This is a genomic window from Bacillus sp. AFS017336 (genome assembly GCF_002555445.1).
In the GTDB taxonomy this organism is placed as follows: Bacteria; Bacillota; Bacilli; order Bacillales; family Bacillaceae_G; genus Gottfriedia.
Genome location: NZ_NUCO01000037.1, coordinates 52,465 through 75,255 on the forward strand (window position 1 = coordinate 52,465; position 22,791 = coordinate 75,255).

General features: G+C 29.9%; 21 protein-coding genes. All 21 read right to left on the reverse strand.

Annotation, left to right across the window (positions count from 1 at the left end):
• Positions 1-12: 12 nt before the first annotated feature.
• On the reverse strand, positions 13-318 hold the full coding sequence (locus CN601_RS20205) for a lasso peptide biosynthesis PqqD family chaperone (protein WP_098172126.1): 306 nt from the start codon (positions 316-318) through the stop codon (positions 13-15).
• Positions 315-1,235, reverse strand: coding sequence for an aldolase (locus CN601_RS20210; protein ID WP_373604994.1), 921 nt, complete (start codon positions 1,233-1,235; stop codon positions 315-317). The genes CN601_RS20205 and CN601_RS20210 overlap by 4 nt, the downstream gene beginning before the upstream one ends.
• A gap of 108 nt (positions 1,236-1,343) precedes the next feature.
• Complete coding sequence (locus CN601_RS26590) at positions 1,344-1,481, reverse strand: paeninodin family lasso peptide (RefSeq protein ID WP_142317386.1); 138 nt, start codon at positions 1,479-1,481, stop codon at positions 1,344-1,346.
• A 14-nt stretch (positions 1,482-1,495) separates the two neighbouring features.
• On the reverse strand, positions 1,496-3,427 hold the full coding sequence (locus tag CN601_RS20215; RefSeq protein WP_098172128.1) for an asparagine synthase-related protein: 1,932 nt from the start codon (positions 3,425-3,427) through the stop codon (positions 1,496-1,498).
• Positions 3,428-3,944: 517 nt separating this feature from the next.
• Positions 3,945-4,613: an HAD hydrolase-like protein gene (locus CN601_RS20220; protein ID WP_098172129.1), complete on the reverse strand. Its 669-nt coding sequence runs from the start codon at positions 4,611-4,613 to the stop codon at positions 3,945-3,947.
• Between the two features lie 12 nt (positions 4,614-4,625).
• A complete protein-coding gene (locus CN601_RS20225) occupies positions 4,626-6,248 on the reverse strand; it encodes an aldolase catalytic domain-containing protein (protein ID WP_098172130.1) in 1,623 nt (540 codons plus the stop codon).
• Positions 6,245-6,991 (reverse strand): 3-deoxy-manno-octulosonate cytidylyltransferase, encoded by a 747-nt coding sequence (locus CN601_RS20230; RefSeq protein ID WP_098172131.1) that lies wholly within the window; start codon positions 6,989-6,991, stop codon positions 6,245-6,247. The genes CN601_RS20225 and CN601_RS20230 overlap by 4 nt, the downstream gene beginning before the upstream one ends.
• Positions 6,992-7,068: 77 nt before the next feature.
• On the reverse strand, positions 7,069-8,262 hold the full coding sequence (locus tag CN601_RS20235) for a protein kinase family protein (protein WP_098172132.1): 1,194 nt from the start codon (positions 8,260-8,262) through the stop codon (positions 7,069-7,071).
• A 278-nt stretch (positions 8,263-8,540) separates the two neighbouring features.
• Positions 8,541-9,416, reverse strand: coding sequence for a 6-hydroxymethylpterin diphosphokinase MptE-like protein (locus tag CN601_RS20240; protein ID WP_098172133.1), 876 nt, complete (start codon positions 9,414-9,416; stop codon positions 8,541-8,543).
• A 29-nt stretch (positions 9,417-9,445) separates the two neighbouring features.
• Positions 9,446-10,609, reverse strand: a complete 1,164-nt coding sequence (locus CN601_RS20245) for a polysaccharide deacetylase family protein (protein WP_098172134.1) — start codon at positions 10,607-10,609, stop codon at positions 9,446-9,448.
• A gap of 45 nt (positions 10,610-10,654) precedes the next feature.
• Positions 10,655-12,439 (reverse strand): ABC transporter ATP-binding protein, encoded by a 1,785-nt coding sequence (locus tag CN601_RS20250; protein WP_098172135.1) that lies wholly within the window; start codon positions 12,437-12,439, stop codon positions 10,655-10,657.
• Between the two features lie 45 nt (positions 12,440-12,484).
• On the reverse strand, positions 12,485-13,468 hold the full coding sequence (locus CN601_RS20255) for a glycosyltransferase family 2 protein (RefSeq protein ID WP_098172136.1): 984 nt from the start codon (positions 13,466-13,468) through the stop codon (positions 12,485-12,487).
• A 23-nt stretch (positions 13,469-13,491) separates the two neighbouring features.
• Entirely contained in the window at positions 13,492-14,400 is a 909-nt protein-coding gene (locus CN601_RS20260) for an SP_1767 family glycosyltransferase (RefSeq protein WP_098172137.1), read from the reverse strand.
• Complete coding sequence (locus CN601_RS20265) at positions 14,397-15,371, reverse strand: glycosyltransferase family 2 protein (RefSeq protein ID WP_098172138.1); 975 nt, start codon at positions 15,369-15,371, stop codon at positions 14,397-14,399. The genes CN601_RS20260 and CN601_RS20265 overlap by 4 nt, the downstream gene beginning before the upstream one ends.
• Positions 15,368-16,408: a glycosyltransferase family 2 protein gene (locus tag CN601_RS20270; RefSeq protein ID WP_179865628.1), complete on the reverse strand. Its 1,041-nt coding sequence runs from the start codon at positions 16,406-16,408 to the stop codon at positions 15,368-15,370. Before CN601_RS20270 ends, CN601_RS20265 begins: the two co-directional genes overlap by 4 nt.
• Positions 16,409-16,423: 15 nt before the next feature.
• On the reverse strand, positions 16,424-17,614 hold the full coding sequence (locus tag CN601_RS20275; RefSeq protein ID WP_257131763.1) for a glycosyltransferase: 1,191 nt from the start codon (positions 17,612-17,614) through the stop codon (positions 16,424-16,426).
• A 46-nt stretch (positions 17,615-17,660) separates the two neighbouring features.
• The gene (locus tag CN601_RS20280) at positions 17,661-18,851 is read right to left on the reverse strand and encodes a glycosyltransferase (protein WP_098172140.1); all 1,191 of its coding nucleotides are present in this window, start codon (positions 18,849-18,851) and stop codon (positions 17,661-17,663) included.
• A gap of 23 nt (positions 18,852-18,874) precedes the next feature.
• Positions 18,875-20,065 (reverse strand): glycosyltransferase, encoded by a 1,191-nt coding sequence (locus tag CN601_RS20285; protein ID WP_098172141.1) that lies wholly within the window; start codon positions 20,063-20,065, stop codon positions 18,875-18,877.
• A gap of 48 nt (positions 20,066-20,113) precedes the next feature.
• On the reverse strand, positions 20,114-21,292 hold the full coding sequence (locus CN601_RS20290) for a glycosyltransferase (RefSeq protein ID WP_098172142.1): 1,179 nt from the start codon (positions 21,290-21,292) through the stop codon (positions 20,114-20,116).
• Entirely contained in the window at positions 21,264-22,418 is a 1,155-nt protein-coding gene (locus tag CN601_RS20295) for a glycosyltransferase family 1 protein (protein ID WP_098172143.1), read from the reverse strand. The genes CN601_RS20290 and CN601_RS20295 overlap by 29 nt, the downstream gene beginning before the upstream one ends.
• Positions 22,419-22,441: 23 nt before the next feature.
• Positions 22,442-22,777 (reverse strand): helix-turn-helix domain-containing protein, encoded by a 336-nt coding sequence (locus CN601_RS20300; RefSeq protein WP_098172144.1) that lies wholly within the window; start codon positions 22,775-22,777, stop codon positions 22,442-22,444.
• Positions 22,778-22,791: the final 14 nt, after the last annotated feature.

Here is a 22,791-nt window from a genome sequence, read left to right on the forward strand (position 1 = left end):
GAAAGTTAAATATTAACAACTAGATTCATCTAAGATACTTATCAAATTCTCAGATAATAGTTGATTTAAAAAAGTGACTAAGTGTTCCTCACATTCCTTTTGTTCGATCTCATACTCTGATATTAACGCTGTAACTACTTCGGAGACTTTTATTGATTCCTCAAGATAACTCCAAATTACACCGCCTAATTCACCTAAGTTGTAATATTTCCCCTTTTGAACGTTTAACATTACCGTTTCCCCGTCCATATCACTAACGATGTTTCCTTCATTTTGTATAACCTGACAGTTTAATGAAATTTTAATCGTATTAATCATCTAATTTCCCCCTTATTTATTGTTTCTATAATTAACGAAACTAGTTCATAAGCCGTGAATTTGGAAATTGGGCGCACTAACTGATATAAATTAATCTCTTTTATTATTTTTACGGAAAATGTAAAATGCCAGTTCATCAATCCAAGCCCGTCAATAAAGCTATTACGAAATGTATGGGAATATAGGGTTTTTAACCGTTCAAGCTTTTCAATTGGAGACATTACAATTTGTTCGTTCTCCTTTTTGACCAATTCAAAAACGCCTGCAAGAGGTAATCGATTTGCACAAAATTGTGATTCTACAGGAACAGCATACTTCGTTTCCCTTTCAAATAAAGGGCGATAGTCCATGATATCCTTCCCAAATTCATTTAGGCTTTCCAGCCAAAGCTTTTGCTGAGGATAAGAAGGTAATATATAAGGTTTATTCTTTTCGTCAAAGGAAACTGCTATAACATCATCGCTAAGAAGTTGATATCCTTTACTTAGGAATGCTGAAGCAAGAGTCGACTTTCCCGCACCTGATTCCCCTACAAAAGCATATGCTTTTCCATTAATAGCTATAGCACTGCCATGTAATGGAAAAATTTTTCTTTGCATCAATATTGCACCCATACATGTTCCAAGAATATAAAGTCTAATCTTATCTTCCTCTGCACCAAAAATAGGATCAACTATTATTGTTTTACCATCCTGAATTGAAAATATCGCCGCATCTGGCACTTGAAACATAACCAGATTTTTTTTTATTATTACTTTCTCTTGCAAACTATTTAACTTACTCCATTGCTTTGATAAGTCTTTAATTTTCACTTCAATATCTAAATCATCGATTTTATTTTCAGATTGAAATAACTCTGGCAGCTTAATTTCGCTTACGATTTTCAAACCAAAGGCATTATAAACTGTTTTATTAATTGTATTTTTCACCTTATACACTCCAATTAAAAATAAATACGATTTAAAAAGCCCCCATACCATTAAAACTGTATAAGGGCATTAGAGGCGGATTGCCTTTGTAATTAATTAACTGTAATTAACAACATCGTGGTGAGGTGAGTCTGGATCCGGTTGAACAGCATCTGGAGTTCTAATACCTGGTCCTGCCATTGTCATGTTCACATCAAGTACTTCTAATATTGGTGTGCTCCATTCTTTTTTCATTGTATCACCTCCTTTCAAATAGCCTTTTTCATAAAACGGTATACGATTAGGCTACGCATTAATATTCTAAAATCAAAATCAAATGCAAATTCTGGCTGAGCTTCATTCTGTATTTTTAATATAGCAGCTCTAATTGTATCCATATTTAATAATTCACACATTAAAGGATCTTCACTTAATTGTTTTAATTCGGCAATAAACTCATTCCAGAATGGTGCCATACGGTGTACACCATCTGAACCTTGAACGCCTCGAACCTGTTGATTTAGTCTTACATTATCGGGTAAGATATTTTTGGTTGCCCTCCGAATTAAAGCTCGACCTAACCCATTTTGAACAAATTGGCCTTCAGGAACAGATAAACAAAAGCGGATAACATTTAAGTCATTCGTTGGGTCTCGATCCCACAGGGAATAACGTAAAGATAATTTAGTTCCATACGTCCCAGTTATATTCCAATAATATAAATCTTCAAAATGTCTTTTTCTAATTTCATATACATCTGCAAAATTGGTTCCAGTAAGATCTACATCTTTGCTACTTAGTTTTTCATATACATTCATCCTTCTTGCAAAATCTGAATTAATAATGACAGGAAAATGCTCACTATTTGATTCGGAAGAATTTAAAGAAGGAAACGCTATTTTCTTTACTACTTTAAAAACTTTAGATGTATTAACTCCCAGGTTTCTACTATATTGCTTTAGTTCACTATAAAAACGAATTAATTTTAGCTTTTTTAATAGCATTGCTTGATAGTCTAATGCCGGCCCCCACGATACTGTCCAGTTTCCTCTTTGACCATTTAAAAGAACACCAATTCCTTGTTTTTGTGCCTCTTCATAAATTCCATTTAACCAATATGTATTCTCAAAAAATTTATAAGGCATTTCAAGCATATCCAACCATTCATCAATTTCTGTTAAAGGTGATCTTTCAGCAAAATCTAAGAAATTTGTATCTATATTACCAACATAATTTACAGTTGATTGGATATATGGTCTCTCATCTGCAATCCTGCTTTTATGAGTCCAATCAACAAATCCTTGAACAGGTACATAACTGAATGTATGTAACTTTTTATTTTCTTTAAGCAAATCTCTTGCTGCAAATCCAACAACGGATCCAGAATCTAGGCCACCACTTAAATGTGCACCTACTTTTTGATGAGTTCTTAACCGCGCTTTAATCGCTTTTTTATAAACCTCACGAAACGCTTCCTCATATTCAGCATTTGACTTTAATTTTAATTTCTCATTTTTCATCAATGTTGAATATCTAGCTAAACTTGCTTCACCATTCGTGATTGTAATAGTATGCGATGGAGGTAGTTGTTCTATATTTTTGTATACTGTAGAAAAAAGATCCGTAGACTCATAATTTACAGGTATAGATAAATATTCAGCTAACCATTGCTCATTTATTTGCTTTTCAATATAAGGCAAAGAAAACATAGGCCTTATCACTGTGCAAAACGTAAATAATTTATGATTTTTATAATAATATAAGGTTCGGTTTCCTGAAAAATCTCTTGCTCCAAATAAAATTCGTTTTTTTTCATCCCAAATTATGTATGCAAAATCACCTACAAGATATTTAGGTGAATCTTCTCCCCATTTTTCATATGCCAATAAGATCAATTGACTGTCAGCCATTGATTTTCTTAAAGTCATGTTTACCTGAAGGCTATCAAATAATTCTTCACGATTATCTATGATAGCATCTGCCGTAATTACTAATTTTCTTTCATAGTCATAAAAAGGAAGTTGTTCTCCAATTGACTCAGGAGTAATCCACTGTGCGTGGCACCCAAGAAAAACATTTTCTTTATGCCAAACTTGGATATCATCAGCAGGGTATTTTTGTAAATTTTTCATTAATCCAAGTCCATGTTCAATAGAAAGAGGCTCGTTATTAAAATGAATAATACCAGTTATTGCACTCATGTTCTCCTCCAGTTTTCAATACAATGATTTAAATAAAAATTTAATTTTTCATTTATCTATTAATGAACTGTTCACAGCGAATAATCATTTTATTTATGCAAATATTTTATTCTTAAAAAGTAAAATATTTTTAAAAACCTTGAGTCTTGAGTAATCCAATAAGTGTTCTTTATAAAGAACATAGTTAAATTTTAACTTCCGCATTAAATGATGTCAATTGATAAATTGTTAAAAAATACTAAAAATTCCGACATTTTAATGCTTTTTTAAATTTTTTTAAAAACATTCCAATTGATGTACTTTCAAAAAGATTTAGACCAAATAATTTAATCTTTAATTTTAAAGAAGTTTATATATACACTTTACAAATTTAAGTAAATTCTTATTCTAACTATTACCTACAAAACTATAATAATAATGTTTGAAAATTGACATTGTTTTATTTAGCTTTCTTTATCGTTCTTTATATTGAACATTACAACATCTTAATATGGATTGCAAAGATATATTCCTATCCCTATTTAATCGTCTCATTTAATTCAAAAAAATCTATCAAATCTTCCGCACTCTCAGAGATATAAACATGCTTACACTGAAGTACATCTACTTTATTTTTAAATCCGTACCCATATGTCACTGCTATAAAGTCAATACCGACTTCTTTAGCACCATTTGCATCATGAATACTATCTCCAATCATTACTACTTTAGAAAGGTCATTTTGTCCTAATTCATTTAAACACATAATAATGAGATCAGACTTATTTAGAGTATCGGCATCATCAACTCCAATTATGGAATCGAAATACGCACTCAATTCAAAATTTTTTAAAATTTCTTTAGCCAAATCATCCCTTTTTAGGGTAGCAACTGCTGTTGTATAGCTTTTTTCTTTTAACGCGGTTAGCAATTCTTCTATAAACCGATAATGCTTTGCTTCAAATTTACCTTTTTCTTTGTATCGATTTCTATATATTTTTACCGCTTCTCTTGCTTGCTCCTCTGTAAAACCACATTCATTCATAAACGATTTAATAGGTGGTGGGCCAATGAAATTTTTTTGCTGTTTTACTGTTAATTCAGATGCCCCCATTTGAATAGCAGTGTAATTCGCGCCAATCATAATCCCTTCTGCTGTATCCAATAATGTTCCATCTAAGTCAAAAATAATTGTAGAATATTTCATATGTCCCCCATATCAGTATGTCTTACTATACAATTGAACGTCTTTATAAATCGTCGACGTTACAAAATGAATTTCCATGTTCTTTTCCACAAATGCTAAATAGTTTTTAATTTCTTCATTCTTCTTTACAAGCTCTACCATTTCAATATGATTGATTAGATCAGTAGAATAATAGTTTTTTGCCTTGTTTAAACTGAATCCATCAAATCCTGCCAGATACACATTATCAATAAATAAACGATTTAATAAATTGATAACCATTAGTCCTGCGTTATCCGAAATTACAGGGTTATCTAGGAGTAAATCTGAATAATTAACGACGATTGACGAATCCACTTTTAAGTTTGTAATATTTGACGTTGTTATTAAAGATGTAGTAAGTGGTCTTTCTTTTACTACATCCTCCATACTCTTAAACCTCTTACTATTACTAATAAAAATAGCGTCACACTTAAAGGCATCCGGTATAAAGTTTACACTAATAATAAATGGGTCCTCTTCATGTATAAATTTTTTAATGATTTCCAATTCTTTTTCAACCGATTTACCTGGTGCTATAATTATTACTTTTTTATCTCCAATTAACTTCCCTATGATTTTTAGGTTTTCTGTATCATCCACTAATTGCATTTGATGACTTATGTATAAATCTTCAATATAATTTTCATCATAGATATCACGCTTTTGGTTTGGTATTTGCCTCAATATTGTATTGATAGATTTAACAGAAATCGTCTGTTTATTAATTAAGTATGAAGCGTAGTTAGGGTGACAACTATTGATGGCCGCTATAAAATATGGTACGGAATAACCCCATTTAGGCTCATTAAAAAATCTACTTAAATGCTCATCTACAATCTCTAATAAAGGAACAATTTTATATTTTTCCTCAATATTTTCATTAATGTACTCAGAAATTAGCTCGGTGCATAAATTTCCCGCTCCTCTTCCCATACCAAATACCGAAGAATCTATAATTATATTTCTTTTAGTGTGGAGCGTTAGCAATTCCTGTGCATTTGAAAAAGATAATTGTAAATTATTATGGGAATGGAATCCGATACTAATTGATTTATCAAGATTATGATCCAATAAGTGGTACATTCTTAGTAAATTATTTTTATACATAATCCCTAGTGTATCCACTAAATAAAATGCATATGGCTTTAGTTCATTCACTTTTTCAATCAAAGCTAACAGATTTGCATCGGTATAGCTAGTAGTACCAACTGGTTGGATAAATACTTTATATCCTTTTTCAATTAACATTTTTCCATATTCTAATGCTTCAGTAATTTCTTTTGCATTATCATGGAACGTTAATCGAATTCCATCAATCGAAGTACCATCATATTCTTTTATCTTGTCGATTGAGATAAATGGTTGATCAATCATAGCTACATATGTGGTGCTTCTATTTTTTGGCTGTATTACTTCTTTAATCTTTTCTACATCATCGAAAATAGTTGTATCATTATCATAAGCTACATCTCTAAGAAATCCACATTCAACAATATCAATATTAGACTGTGTTAATTTTTCAATTACTTTTTCAACTGTTCTTTTGCCAAAATTCCAATTGTTGATGTAACCACCATCGCGTAAAGTACAGTCGAGTAGCTTTATATTATTCACTCAAATACCACACTTTCTAAACGATTTTTTATGATATCCCTTACTTTATCTAAATCTTTTGGAGTATCCACAGATAAAGTAGTAACATTTGCTTCCACAAACTTTATCTTTTGGCCATTTTCTATAAATCTAAACTCATCAATATCCTCGGCTGCTTCTAAAGGGCCTCTTGGTGCTGAATAACAGAACTCTAATGCACTTTTAGTAAAACATTGTACTCCAACAAACTTTTTATAATAAAAATCGTATGTCCCCTTAGGGTAAGGAATTGGGCTTCTAGCTAAATATAATCCATATCCAAAAACATCTGTTGCTACTTTAATCTTAGAGAAATCTACAGCCTCCAAAGGATTTTTTAATTCTGTCATTAAATTTGATACATATAATGACTTCGAATCAACCTCCTTAGGTAGAATCCTCCTAATTGCCTCGGTTTCTATTAATGGTTCATCCCCATTTACATTAATATAAAAATCTGCATCTATTAATGTAGAAACCTCGTATAGTCGGTCTATGTGTGTTTTATGATTTTCAGAAGTCATAATCGTTTTTATACCATAGTTTTCACAAACTTCCTTGATTCGTAGATCATCTGTTGCTACATATATATCACTTAGTTCTTCTATTCCTTTTAGTCGGTCATGAACCCACCAAATCATTGGTTTTCCGCAAATATCTGCTAATGGTTTACCTGGGAATCTTGAAGAATTATATCTAGCTGGAATGATTCCGACGATTTTCATAAATTATATTCCCCCTGATACTTTTTATGGATTAAAAATGATCTCGTTCGTTTCATTATTATTTTTTGAAAATTCCACTAAATTTTTTCGATCATATATTTATTAGATTTTCTTTCACCAACTATACTTTCATACATTTGAAAAAATTTAATTCTATCTCCTAAATACTTAAAATATCTTGGCTCTCCTGATGCATTTTCAGTTACCCTTTGAATAATAAATTCTAAATAAAATATGAACCTATATAATTCTAATTGTTTTTCTAGTTTTGTGGCTAATTTAGAATTTATAAAATTACCATCTAAGTGATTACTAATAAAAGTATGAAATGCTTTTTCAATTTCTCTACTAGTTTCATATAAACTTGCTTCACTTACACTAGAAACCTTGTCAAATGTAATAAAGTAAAAATCAAAAAAAGCGCTTCTAATTTCTAAAGTATTCCAATCTATTACCTTCTGTGTTTTTCCACTTTTCAGAATATTCCCTTCCCAAAAATCTCCATGTGAGAACCCTAAAATAATTTCTGTCTCAGAAGCTTCTTTGTGCAGTTCGTCGTTTATTTCCGAAATAAACTCTAAAATAATTTTAATATTATTTACTAATTTAACATTATTTTTTAAAAAAGGATTTAATAATTGATCAATCCTTATTGAGACATCTTGGATATATTGTCTTAAAGAGATTATTTTACGATCTTTACTTAATAAAATATCTTTTAAAATAGGTAGAGTTTCTAAATAAACACTCTTTATATCATTTAATTCGAAACATATAGGCTTTAAATTTAAATAACTTTCCTTCATATACCTACCAGTAATATTCCAATCTAGTAGAGTAGGTGATAATTTACAGTTTTGAGCCTCTTTTAGTTTATAAGCTCTATTCTCCATCACACTATTTGAAAAATCGTTAGGGAATACAGTAGTAACACAATTCCTTCTAAAATTTATAATTTTATACTCACCTTGACCACCTAAAATTAGACAATGTCCCTTATGTAATGATGATATTGTCGGAAAAAAACCTGGGGTCCTTTTATTTAATTTTCTTTTTCTATTATATAAATAAGTTAGTTGTAAGACGCGTATTAGCCTAACTACTGGTAGGAAAAAATTAATAATATTTTTTTTTGTCTTCCTCTCTAGAAAACCAAAAGGTTTACCTCTAAAAAAAAGGAAGAATATAAGACAGAATAAACTCTGATCCAAGTTAATATAGAACGAACTATATAGAAAATTATCTATATAAATATAACTAAACTCCTCCATATTAATCTCCCTCTGTTGGTTTTTATTTTCAAAATAGTCATTATAAAGTATTTGTAAATAGTTTGTTCATTATTTTGAACTATTACCAAAAAATCCTTAAGGAGGTCTAACAATAAATGAATATTTTTCTTTATTAAGAACATCTTATCTCAAAAATTATCATCTTTTAAAAACCCTGTCAAACCCCCATAAAAGTGACATAAATACTTTAATAAGTAAGAAAGTAGGTATGAATTTAATATTTTTTTAAATCATTTTTCATTATTTCACATTTTAAGTTACGATAAAGATAGTAAAGGTTCATCGCAACTATTTTTAGCTAAAACTTCATCAAGATTAACTCTTTCAAATACTTCCAACATTCCTCCTCTAGTGGCGTTGAAAATTTTAATATTATGTAAATCCGCATAATTCTTTGCCACTTTGTATGCATGAATCATTTTAATTCCAGCAACTGAATAAGAGGGATCAAAGCAATCATAATTTTTAAAATGGTGATTCAGGTCACTAGAATAATTGCAATCTGCGCCGAGTAAATAGATCTCCTTAAATCCCATATAAACTGCAATTTGTAAAAGTGAATAAGCAATTGAATATCCATCATACACTACTGTAAAAGCATCATCGCTAAACTTTGTATTATAATTCGTATGCTGCCAATAGTGATTTAACATGTTCATTGGATAAACATAGTATTCTTCAGGAATTTCCGTTTGCTTTAAAATAGGTTCACCAATAAATTTACATTCTGAATTCAAATCTTTAATATCTTTTTCGAACCTAAGATAATTTCCCATGCACTGAATCCCATAATATGTAGGTCTCCAGTCCGTTTCTTCAAATGCGAGGCAAATTGAATTCATGCTAAAAGTAATTTCTCCACGAAGTTTTTCTAAATCCTCAATTTTCAGACTTGGTCCTGTTGCGACAATAAAACATCTTTCACCTAAATGTTTATTTTTTATTTTTTTTAATTTCTCGAAATGACTTTTTCTATTAACACGAGTTACTCTTAAAAACTTATTAAAGTTAAACATAATATTTGGTAAAATGACCGGTCTAATCATAGGAATAAAAGTATATCGTAATTTTCTAAAAAAATCATAAATGTAAAGTGTGACTTTTTTACTTTTTAAGATGTCTTTTATAATCATTTTTCCCCATTCCCCAATATTTTTTTTAATTAACTCCCCGTTTTAGATTCAATTTGTTCATTATTAATATAAGTTTCTTTTAATTTACTAAGTCTGTTTAACAACCTATAATCTGTTATATTATTATCAATTAGATTGATCTTCTCCAAGTTTGTTAGATATTGTAAACCGTCGAGATTTGAAATATTTTGACCGCTTAAATCTAATTCCTTTATCAAGCTCAATTCAGAAATGGTTATCCATTTTACATTTGGATTAGGCAGATGCTGTCTAATACAATGTTCTAAATTTTGATCTATAAAAGTGGCGATTCCAGCTATTTCAGCAGTGGTATAGAACTCCAAGCCTAGATCTTTAGCTTCATTTATAATTTCTTTAATCATTTTAGTTGAGGTTCTCCACGATCCAGCAAGATTAGATTCTTCTCCCCATCCAAAATCTTCCCAATTTACATCTTCTGGTAATATTGAATGAGACATTAAAATTAAATTTAGCCCAGTTTTCTTCACAATTCTCAAAATTCTTTTAATATATTTTTTATTCTTTAAAAATATACTATCTATACAAATTGCAGGTGCAAATCCAGTATGATTGAAAGGGGTTAAATAATCGGCAGAAGAATGTCCCCTTACAATTTTAAAGTACTTTGGAACTAACTCGTTTATCATTTCATCATTTAATGCTGTAAATGGAAATGAATACGTTACCGGCAATTTAAACTTTTCTTTTGTTCTAGAATGGGATTGCTTTTCCATCCAATTAATTAATGGTTCTATTTCATCTTCAATCCATTTTGATAATCCGTATTCTTTAATATATATTTTAGCATTTTTGTGTTTTAGACTATGGTGAGCAAGTTCATGACCATTTGCTTGTAATTCTAGTAATAGATCTATTTCCTTTTGATTATGTTCCCTCTCACCTTCAAAATGGTGAAATCCATTAATATTAAATGTTACTTTAACATCGTAATACCCAAATAAATCCATTCCATATTTATACCATTGTTCTACTCTAAAACTGTCATCAAATGAAAATGCAATACCGGGTTTATTTACGAATGGAGCTTCAGCCTCCAAATTTTTTGGTTTTATTTCTTTTTCAATTTCTTTAATTAAGTTGCTATAAAATCCATGCCAATACCAAGTTTGGGCTGCCTTTTTTTTAATTTCCTCTAATCCTCTCCTAAACATAATGTACCTCCTTTAAAAATGGTTTAAATTAAATATTATCCATTATTAAATAACTGAGTGCTTTAATTTATGGTCAACTGTTACTAATCTACCTTTATTCATTTTGAAAACAATATCACAATTTTCAATTGTACTTAGACGATGCGCAATAATAATTAAGGTTTTTTCTCCTTTTAAACCATCGATGGACTTCATAATTTCCTTTTCTGTTTCATTATCCAATGCGGATGTTGCTTCATCCATAAAGATTATTTCCGGATTGTGGTATAGTGCCCTAGCAATTCCAATACGTTGACGCTGTCCACCTGAAAGTCTTACTCCTCTTTCCCCTACTGTGGTGTTTAATTGTTCAGGAAGTGATTCAACAAATTCCTTTAATTGCGCTTGCTCTAGCGCTCTCCATACGGCACTTTCATCTATTTGATTTTCATCTAAACCAAATGCAATATTTCCACGAATTGTATCATCAGATAAAAAAATCGTCTGTGGAATATAACCAATTTTTTGTTTCCACAAAGTTCTTTGATCATTTAAATCTTTTCCATCAATTAAGATTTCACCGTTTTCAGGTTGAAATAACCCAAGAATGATATCAACTAATGTTGTCTTTCCAGCACCAGACTCTCCAATAAATGCAACAGATTGCCCAATAGGAATCTTTAAAGACACATCTTTAACTGAAAAATCCTTTTGATTAGGATATTTAAAAGAGATATCCTTCAATTTAATTGAATCCACAAAAATTCTTTCATTATGATTAGTCATCCCTGAACTATTCTCAAATACTGGCTGGTCACTGTTTACATGTTGATCTTTATTTAAAAACAAGTCATCATAAACAATCGATAAAGCAGGTTGGGAGTAACGAATAGCTGTAATAAACCCTACTATCCTAGTAATCGAGGGCATTAAACGAAATGCTGCCATAGCAAACAGTGCCATTGTTGAAACTAGACTAGTAGTATTACTATCTCTAAAAACGATTATTAACATCGTAATTAGCACAATAGTTACCATAGTTGTTTCAATAAAGTATCTAGGCACTTGATTTAGAATATTTAATTGTCGACTGTTTCTAGCATTTTTTTGGCTTTGATTAGTAAAAGCATTAACAAAAAAATCTTCTTTACCTGATACTTTAACTTCTTTACTTGCTCCTAATCCTTGGTTAACCCATTTAATCATTGCAGCATTTACTACCTGTTGTTCTTCACCTAATTGACTAATCTTTTTACGAAAGAACCTAAAAAATATAAAAACACTTCCACCTAGTAGTGTAGAAGCGATTATTGTTGCTAAAGGTGCTGTAACAATTAACAAAACTAATATAAATGAAGTAACAAGAATTTCTGTTAATAATTGAAATCCCGATATAATGATTCCTTGAAATACTTTTGTAATTTCTGAATTTATATTGCGAAGTAATTCTGACGTGTTTCTTTGTAAATGAAATACATACGGTTTTGTTAAATACTCTTTAAACAAGTTTCTTGATAATTTTACTTGTTGGTTAAGAATAACGCGTACCTGTAAATGATTAAAAATTAGCAAATATACATTTTTAATAAAAAAGACTGCTAGTAATGCTATACCTGCAAATACGATAAACCCGTTTACTGATTGAAAATGAAAAAACTTATATATATATGCTAAAATAGCCTGTTCTTTGATTACCGTTGGGTCAGTTAAAATACCTACGAATGGGAAAATTGCTCCTATTCCGATCGTTTCAAATACTGCCGCGGCTATCATCATGAGAAATAATATTAAAAGTTTATTCTTTTCTTTTTTATTAAAAAGCATCAATAATTTCCTTAATGAAGATTTCAAATTTTATCACCCTTTAAAAAAAATAGATAAGACTTGTAACTTTTTTTATAAAAAGTTATTTAGTCTTTTTTGAACCAAAATATCATATAAGTCCGAATTGATCATAAAAATAAGCCACCCTATTTTTTCCTTTTTAATAAAATATGGATTTTTTATAAATGAAAATAGACTTAAACAGAATTCTGATTTTAACTTTTTTAACTCTCCGTTACTATTAGGTAATGCACTTTTTGCTTTGTAATAATAACTAAAAAATAATGGTATGTAACAGTATTCGGCTTTTTTTTTTAATTCACACTGATTTATTTTCTTAAAAAATTTAACTCTTTCTTTATAAGCTTTAATAAAGTCGAGTTGCTTAATGCAAAATCCTGATTGTGTAATGCTATCTTTTCTTTGTAGATAAAAATGCAATTGTATAGGTAGGTATGTTACTTTCGAACTTTTATAAAGTAACTGATGAGCAATAAATTCATCCTCATGAATTTTATTTTCTTCAAACTCTAGATTGTCAAATAAATCTCTCTTGTACAATTTATTCCAAACAACTACAAATTTAACTCCTTTATTCCCATATAATTCTTTTAAAGCTTCGATGTTTGTGTAATGTTCTACTTTATACTGAATAATAGGTTTACTTGAGTTGATTATCTCGCCTTCATTCACTGCCAAAAAATCACATATTACAATATCCGATGAATGTTCTAATGCATTACTGTGCAAGATTTCATACATATTGTAATCGATGAAATCATCACTATCCACAAATGCAATATATTTTCCTTTTGCGATTTTTAGTCCAGCATTCCTCGCTGATGATAAACCACCATTTTCTTTATGAATAACTTTTATTCGTTGATCAATACGTATATAGTCATCACATATTTTTTTACAATTATCAGGAGAACCATCATTAACAAGTATTAGTTCAAAATTTTTAAACGTTTGCCCAAGTATTGAGTCTATGCATTTATTTAGATACTTTTCTACTTTATACACAGGTACGATTATTGAAATTTCACATGCCATTCAATGTCACCCTATCCCATAACTTACGATATTCTAGTAATGATTTCTTCTTCATATTTAATGTTGCTGATACCATGAACATCAGTACCGTCTGGAACTTCACCTACATATTTATTTTTTATTGCTTCTTTTTCTATAGCTTTATTTAAAAACCACTCATATTCGACATCAATATGACCGATATCAACAGCATGATAGCCAATGTTAGCTAAATCGTATGCCAGCACCGTAGCAGTTGGTCCAAGAGCAATTAATACTAACTTTGATTTATCATGTTTTTTTACTTCTTTTAATATTTGATCATACTTTGCAAATGCATCAATAGCAGGACATAAAATTCTTTTTATTGATTTGGCATTATCGAACAAATTATTTCCAATCCCTAATCTACTTTGCTCCCCTTCGATAATAATGATATCCTTTTGATTCCACAACTTTTTAAATGTCTTAAACCTGAACCCAGCCTGACTCTTATCCTTATAGTCTATATAAAGACGTGTAACCAACGAATCATAATAAACTTTGCTCTTAGAAAGTAGTTTATAAATCTTAAATCGATTTAAATTTAGGTACCTTATCCAGTAATTTCTAGAGCGTTCAGTACACCAATCAACATTATTGAAAATATTTGGAATAAAAACTTTATGATTTTCTTGATCACTTTTAATGATTTCCCTTAATCTAAGACTTAACTCCTGTGAATATGGTTGAAATCTTAAGCTTGTTCCGTACATTAAATTAAATTCACCGTCTCCATACCTACTTATAGAACACTTACTTTGTACAATTAAACTTAAACTTTCATCCGTAGTTTTTACTAAGGGTTGTCTAGAAAATAAAAAAACCATTCTATTAAATAGAGTGGTAACCTGTTCAATGCTCTTTATTTTAATTTTTGAACCTAGTACATACAATCTTCGGTAAATGTTCATCTTCTTTTTCTCCTTGACAGGATATTAATTATTACCTTATAAAAAATAGGGTGAATTCGTGTTACTAATAATAATATTTTTACATTTATAACATACTCTTTGATTCTAATTGTTTCTGCAAAATAATTATTTAAAATTGAAGTAACTTTTTTATATTCTTTTTGATATAAATTACTATTTGGGTCCAATGAAATGGTGTTTAACACAGCCATTGCGTTATTAGCCAATTTTAATGTTACTATTGGTTTTAGTTCAGGATAATGTTGTCTAACATATCTATAAATTTCGTCGTAAATGAGAACTGCATCGATACTTTTATTTTTTACCGCCAGATCCATTGTGCTATTTTCACGTTTAATATAATGATATTTTGGTTGACCAATATAACATACTTTTTCACTCTCATTGATTACTTTGTAAGTAAATGCTGTATCCTCATACATGACTCCTTCTGGAAATCTAAGATTTTCCAAAAGCTCTCTTTTTATTAATTTTGACCAAACAACTTCATCATATAATACACCTTCAAATAATGCCTTCATTGCTTGGTTTCTACTATGAATTGTTAATGGTTGTGATTCATTTACAATTATTTTGTCATTATAATGAACAATACTCGTACAGTTCGCAATATCGCATTCATTTTCGATACAAATGTTATAAAGTAGGTCATACATATCCGGTTCAATCCAGTCATCACTATCTACAAATCCTATATAAGCTCCCTTAGCAATGTTTAAAGCAGCATTTCTAGCACTTGCTTGCCCACCATTTATTTTATGGATAACTTTTATACGATCATCCTTTTTTGCATACTCATCACATATTATTCCGCATTGATCGGGTGATCCATCGTCGACAAGGATAAGTTCAAAGTCAGTCAGCGTTTGAGCTAAGATTGAATCCACACATTTATGTATATACGGCTCTACTTTATATACAGGAACAATAATACTTATTTTTGGATTCATTTGCTCCCTATCCTTTCTATTATAAGTATTTTACGAAAGTTAGAATATGTTCTTAAAAGATAATTTAAACCACTCATATAATTCGTAAATATAAAGTTGAACCTGTTAATATTTAGCTTAGAAGACATTACTAGAAGGTAAAATTTTTTTAAATTAGGATTTACTAAAAAATCTTGATAATTTTTTACAATTTTGTTTTTTAAATCATTTCTATATTTCTTATATGGATCAATTTCTTTATTGTTAAGTAGCTTTTGATAAAAAAATAAAATACGATTAAAAAAATAGGATTCCGATAAAGTAAGTAGTGATTGTTCACTAACTCTTTCCTTTATAAAGTGATATCTCTCTTCATCACACTCAAAACCATCCAAATTCCTTAAAGTGAAATTTTCTTGTTTTGACATTGTACTCTCGTTTCTTTGTACATAGTTATATTTGCTTTCACCAATGAATACGTATTTCTTTACCAAATAGTATATTTTAAAAGCTAAAAAACCATCTTCATATAATTTATTTGGAAATCTAAGTTCATTAAAGATTTCTTTTTTATATAACTTATTACAAACAGAATTTCGATATCCATTATTTAATAATCCTTTTAACGCGAATATGTTATCACCAAATTCAACTTGGATATTATTTTGAATTTGGTGTATTTTATCACCATTTACAATATTTATGCCGCATTCGACTACTTCTGCCTCAAATTTCATAGCATTGTTAATCAAAACTTCTAACATATCATTATCAATATAGTCATCACTATCTACAAATCCAATATAGTCGCCTTTAGCAATTTCTAAACCGGTATTTCTTGCACTTGCCTGCCCACCGTTTTCTTTATGAATTACTTTAATTCTAGAATCAACAGTAGCATAATGATCACAAATTTCTCCGCATTGATCTGGTGAACCATCATTAATTAGAATAAGTTCATAATCAGTAAATGTCTGATCTAATAATGAATTAATACACTTATGAATATAGGGTTCTACTTTATATACAGGAACAATAATACTTATTTTTGGATTCAATAATTTCACTCCAATTTATCCAATATATTGATAAAGCTTATTTACTTCAAAAGTAGTATCGACATTTTCACTTAAAAGATTTTTTACAAAAAGTTCGCTTTTTTCAGGGTTATTAATTAAATATGTTATTTTTTCAAACAATTCATCCTGATCAAATCGGACAATAAATCCATCATAATTATCAGTTATCTGCTCATATGCACCTGTAAAATTTGTAGTAATAATCGGTTTATGCAAACATCTAGCTTCAGCTAGAGTAAGACAGAAACCTTCGTGTCTAGAAGTTTGAACATAAAGATCAGTCTTAGCAATATACGGATACGGATTATGTTTAGAACCTAATAAAATAAAATGGGATTCTAACCCAAGTTTATGAATTAAGCTTTCATATTCTATCCGATCCTCTCCTTCACCTATGCAGTACCATCTCACATTATATCCACTTTCAATTAATTTTGATAATACCTTTATAGCTATATCTTGACCTTTTTCTTTTGAAAGCCTTCCAACTGTCAAAATCTTCATTCCTATGAAACTATTATCAAATTCAACCTCTGCTAAAGACATATCATTAATTACATTAGGAGAAAGTATATTTCTAAATACTTCTGCTTTATGTACATCCTGCGGAAATTTTTCAATTAGTCTTTTCTTTGCTTCTTCCGAAACGACAAAGATCTTATCAAACTTCCTATGAAGTTTTTTATATAATTTCGTATTTATTAAATGCTTTGAAACATCGAAGTGAACCCATGATACCTTTTTTTTAGCGGCTACTTTGTTAGCGATGTAATAATCAATGATATCTGTAGGTCCTTGATAAGATATAGCTACATCATATATATTGAAATCTTTTGGAACCTCTTTAAAAATATGATCATAATATATGTTTCGATTTGAAAGTTTTTTAGAAATTAAATATCTGCTTAAAAATGACACCATTTTAAAGTATTGTTTATTGACAAAGTAACTTCTTAAAGTTTCGTGTGGAGATTGTAATATAATATCCTTAATTTTTGTATACCATGTAGCCTCTTCTACTTTAATCCAATCCGGGATAATATTGATAAATCCGCCTTTTTTCTCTAAAAGTAACAGAGTAATATCATATTTATCTTTTGGAATTACTGACAACAATGATAGAAAAGATTTCTCCACACCGCCTATATTCATACTACTAAGCATAAATAATACTTTCTTCTTCATATTCCACCCCAAAAATGAGTATAAAAGAACCTCATAATATCTAGAACTATACTATGAGTAAATCCAATTTCTCTATTTCTTTTGTTGTATCTACAGAGTCTTTTTGTAAATTTATTTTTATTTCATTTCTTAACAATTCATTGTCCAATAACTCTTTCACTGCTTTATACATATCATCTTCATCAAATTTAACAATTAAGCCTGTTTCCCCATTTTTGATTTGTTCGCTTGCACCAGTAAAATTTGTTGTAACGATTGGATTACTAAAGCATCTCGCCTCAGATAGCGTAATACAATATCCTTCGTGTCGTGATGGCTGAACGTACAAATCACATTGCTTCATATAAGGATATGGGTTTGTTTTTGTGCCCAATAAAATAAATTCGTCCGAAATATTATAATCATCTATTAATTTAAGATACTCTGACTTAGCTTCTCCATCGCCAATACAATACCATTTAACATTGTATCCATCCTTCTTTATTCTTGATAATACTTTAATTGTTAAATCCTGGCCTTTTTCAATCGAGAGTCTTCCAACAGTAAGAATCCTGATTCCTTTAAAATCGTCATTAAATCCTGCACCTTCTTTAGCCATTTTCTCGATTAAACTTGAAGAAATAATATTTCTAAATGTATCTATTTTATTTTTTATTCCAGATAATTTGTCGATCAGCTTTTCTTTTCCTTCACTTGATACAACAAAAATATTATCAAACCTCTTATATAGATTAATTGCAAATCTGTTATTAAAAGCAATTTTAGTTACGTCAAAATGAATCCACTGAACTTTCTTTTTAGCATTTATTTTATGGACAACAAAATAGCTTATTAAATCCATTGGACCTGCATAAGCAACGGCAATATCATATTCATTTTCAAATTTCCGATATTTTTTTAACACATATTTAAAGTATGAACTTCTATCTCTAATAATTTTTGAAAATAAATGATGGATAATTAATTTAATAGCGTGAATTCGTTTACCTTTTTTAAATATTTTTATTGCTTCAAATAATGGCGGATTGTTTAATAATCCATTTATTTCATTATAATTTTTTACATACTCAATCCGAATATTTCTTGGCAATTCATTTAAAAATTCACCAAACTCTTCAAGCATAAGCACCGTAATTTCGTATTTTTCTTCAGGCATTTCAGATAACATATTTAATAGTGCTTTTTCAGTTCCACCAATATTCATATTTATGATCATAAATAATATCTTTATCTTCATAGGCTTCTCACTCTCATTTTACATTAACCTATTAACTCATAAAACTTTGCTAATTCTTCAACATTGCCTTTTTTCTCAGTTTGTAAGAATTTAACTATATTCTCTTTCAATTCGTTATCCTTTATTAATCTCAATATTCCATTTGTTACACCTTCTGCAGTCATATCAACAACTAATCCATTTTTCTCGTCAATCATTTGACTATAAACTGCATCAAACCTTGTAGCAACGACGGGAATATTGAGGATACGAGCTTCTGCAATGGCAAGACCAAATCCCTCAAACTTCGAAGTTTGAACGTACAAGTCAGCATTATATATATATGGATACGGATTTGATTTTACTCCCAACAAAATAAAATTCGAGTGTAAATCATGAACTTCAATATATTGCTCAATTTCTTGTTGTAACGGTCCTTTACCTAGTACATACCACCTAAAGTTAACGCCTTGATCTTTCAGATTTTTACACGCCTCTAAAGCTAAATCGTACCCTTTTTCGTGTGCCAACCTTCCAATTGTTAATATTTTGATACCATCATAACCATCCTGATAACTATCTCCGTTTAGTGCCATTTGAGTAATAAATTCTGGATTATTTATATCATAAATAACCTCCATTTTATTTGAATAATTCGGAAAGGCATCTAAAAAGACTTCGCGTGCAGAATTTGATACGCCTACAATTTTTTTATACTGATTATAAAATGGTTTTTGATAATTTTTTTCATGATCACTCAATTGATAGCTTACATTTACCCATGCATACTTTTCCATTGCCACAACTTTTTCTGCGACATAAAAAGTAGGAATTCCTTGTGCATAGCTAATGGCGATGTCATATGTCTTTTCGTTTTTCTCAATCGCATTTGAAACACTTTCCCAAAAAATTCTTGCTTCTTCAGCAATGCTATAATTTTTTTTTCTTATTCCATAAGAATATTTTAGCCTCGAAAGCAGCATATCGAAATTAAAATTTTTAATTGAGTATACAACTGAGGCGACCATGTTAAGCTCAGTAAATTTTGTGTATTTAAGGGGTGGTAAAATATTTACTTCTTTAGGAACTAATTTTTCAAATTCACCACCGTGTGCAAATAGCATTAAATCAATGGTATATTCATTAAGATTCAATAAATTTAATAATGTAGTCAAACTCTTTTCTGCTCCTGCAACATGTAAAGAGTCGATTACAAATAGTATATTTTTTTTCAATACATAAAACCTCCTTTATAAAGGTTTATATTCTGTTGCAGCAAGTGATTATATTAGGCTATACAGTTTGTTTAACTCATTCAAATTACTAAAAGCTGTACAATTACAGTTTTTTGTTAATTGTTCTCTTAATTGGTAATCCAAGTAAAGTTTTTCAATACCATCTGCAATACCGTTGACTGAAAGCTCACAAATTAAACCATCAAATCCATCCTGAACTTGACTTCCCGCAGTTGGATAGTTTGTGATAAGTACTGGTTTTGAAAGGATTTGCGCCTCGACTACTGTAACTGCCTTCCCCTCATACCTAGATGGCTGTACATATAAATCAGATTCTTTCATAAAAGGGTACGGGTTTATTTTTTTTCCTAAAAGGATAAAGTGGTCGGTTAAATCATTCTCAATTATTAAATCATTAATTTGCTGTTCTTCACCCCCATATCCAACAACATACCAACAAATATTTTCATATCCTTTATCTTTTAGTATTTTTAGTGCCTGGACCGCTGTGTCAATCCCCTTTGCATAAGATAATCTAGCTACGGTTATTATTTTAAATCTTGAATCACCAACCATTGGATTTTCTGTTACATCACCTGCTAAAGTGTTAATCAGTTCAGGTGTCGTAATATTTTCTATAACTATAACCCGATCCTTTAAAGCTGGATATTTCAATACAAATGATTTTCTACATTCTTCCGAAACAGCTACAATATGGTTGAATTTACTCCACATTTTCATGTCCATTTCTATGTCTGTTTCTACAACTGAGAAATCAGTATGAATCCACGCTATTTTTGTCTCAGCTTCTACTTTTTCGGCAACAAAATAATGTGGCCACAAATAACTAATTGCAACGTCATATTTCTTATTATGCTTTGGAAGTAAAGGTACTGAGTACTTCCACATATATTGCATTTGCATAACTCCATTTTCAGAAGAATGATTTTTGTTTGCTAAATACTTTGCTAAAAGTCTAGAAAGCCCTAGACTTATCTTTCCACTTCTTATTACATCTACAATAGGCATTCTAAAAGTCTTATATGCTTTATTTTCTGCAAGTAAATTTACCTTATCGGGCAAGAGTTTCATAAATTCACCTGTATGACTATAGAGCATTAAATCAACTATATAGTTGCTATAGTCAAAGTGATTTAACATACTAATTAAACTTCTCTCGACACCGCCGATTTCCATATCAAAGGATGCTACTAATATATTCTTCATTTTGTTCACCTATAGAAAATTGATAATAACACATTAAATTTGAAATTCCTTTTGAAAATGAATACCCTTCATTTTCAAAACCACTAATTATGTGATTTTTATTTAATTCTTTCTTATAAAAGGTAGCTAGTATATTGTTTGCCCAAACTTCTGGTCCTTCATTGAGCATAAGCTTCGTTACTAAACCAATGTTTAAATCTGCCTCAGGTTGAATTGCTTCTGAAACAATACAGGGTATCCCACATGCCTGTGCTTCTAGAAGAACTAGGCCTAACCCCTCGTATTTAGATGGAAAAACAAAAAGATCCATACTATGTAATAGCATAGGAATATCTTCTCTAACACCAACAAATTTAATATTCTTGTCAATTCCACATTCTATAGCCTCTTCTTCTATACTGGCCCTTAACTCCCCATCACCAACTAGTAACAGTCTAAAATTATTATCTTTTTTTAAGATGTGTTCCATCATCTTAATTAAAAACAAATGGTTTTTTGCTTCCTTAAACCTACCAATATGACCAATAATAATCTCGTTCCCTAAGTCTTCTTCCTTCTTAAATGTTTTCACTTCTTTATTGGGTTGCTCTATAAACTTCGTATAATCTATTAAATTTGGAAAATAGGAATATCTTTTTTTCGTTAATTCCTTATCACCAAATAAATATTGTCCGGCCCCACTACTACATGCTAATAATTTTGTTGAAGTTAATTTAATTAACTTACGCATAATACCTTTATAAATTGACCTAAGAAAAGATTGATTTGTATCTAATGTTGTATGTGCATGTGCAATTCTAATTTTTACTCCAGCTAACAGAGCTGCAAAATTGGCTATACCACAATTAAATAAAGTGTGTGAATGTACAACATCATATGGACCATACACCTTAATTGCGTTATATACTTCCTTTACTGAGTATGTTTTTGTTAATCTTATAATGCGTCCACCTAGTCTTTGAATTTCTTGATCATAATGAGCTTCATTTTGACCATATGAAATAAAATCAAACTGAATATTGTTTCGATCTATATTTCGATATATATTCATTAGCATTGTTTCAGTCCCTGCTCTATTCATTCCACCCACAACATGAAGGACTTTTATGGACTTTGTTTTACTCATACCTTACTCCCTTTTAGCGTTTCTCAATTGTATCTCTCGTACTTATTCCATTTTATAAATTCAAATACTTTTTTATATTCACGTAACTCTTCTCTTCCAACACCAATTTCAACTAGTTCCTTCGCAATTTCAATAAATTCATGATCTAGGGCTTGATTTTCTATTTTAGTTCCAATTAATGTCTTGTAGTCAACCCCCAGTACGTTTGAAATTTTTTCTACAACTTGTATTGAAGGATTATCGTTTAATTCACGCTCAATATTACTTAAATAGGACTTTGAAATACTTGCTTTTTCTGCCAGTTCTGATAAAGTTAGTCCTTTTTTCACACGAATTTCCTGGATATTTTTACCGATCATATTTGACACCTTAG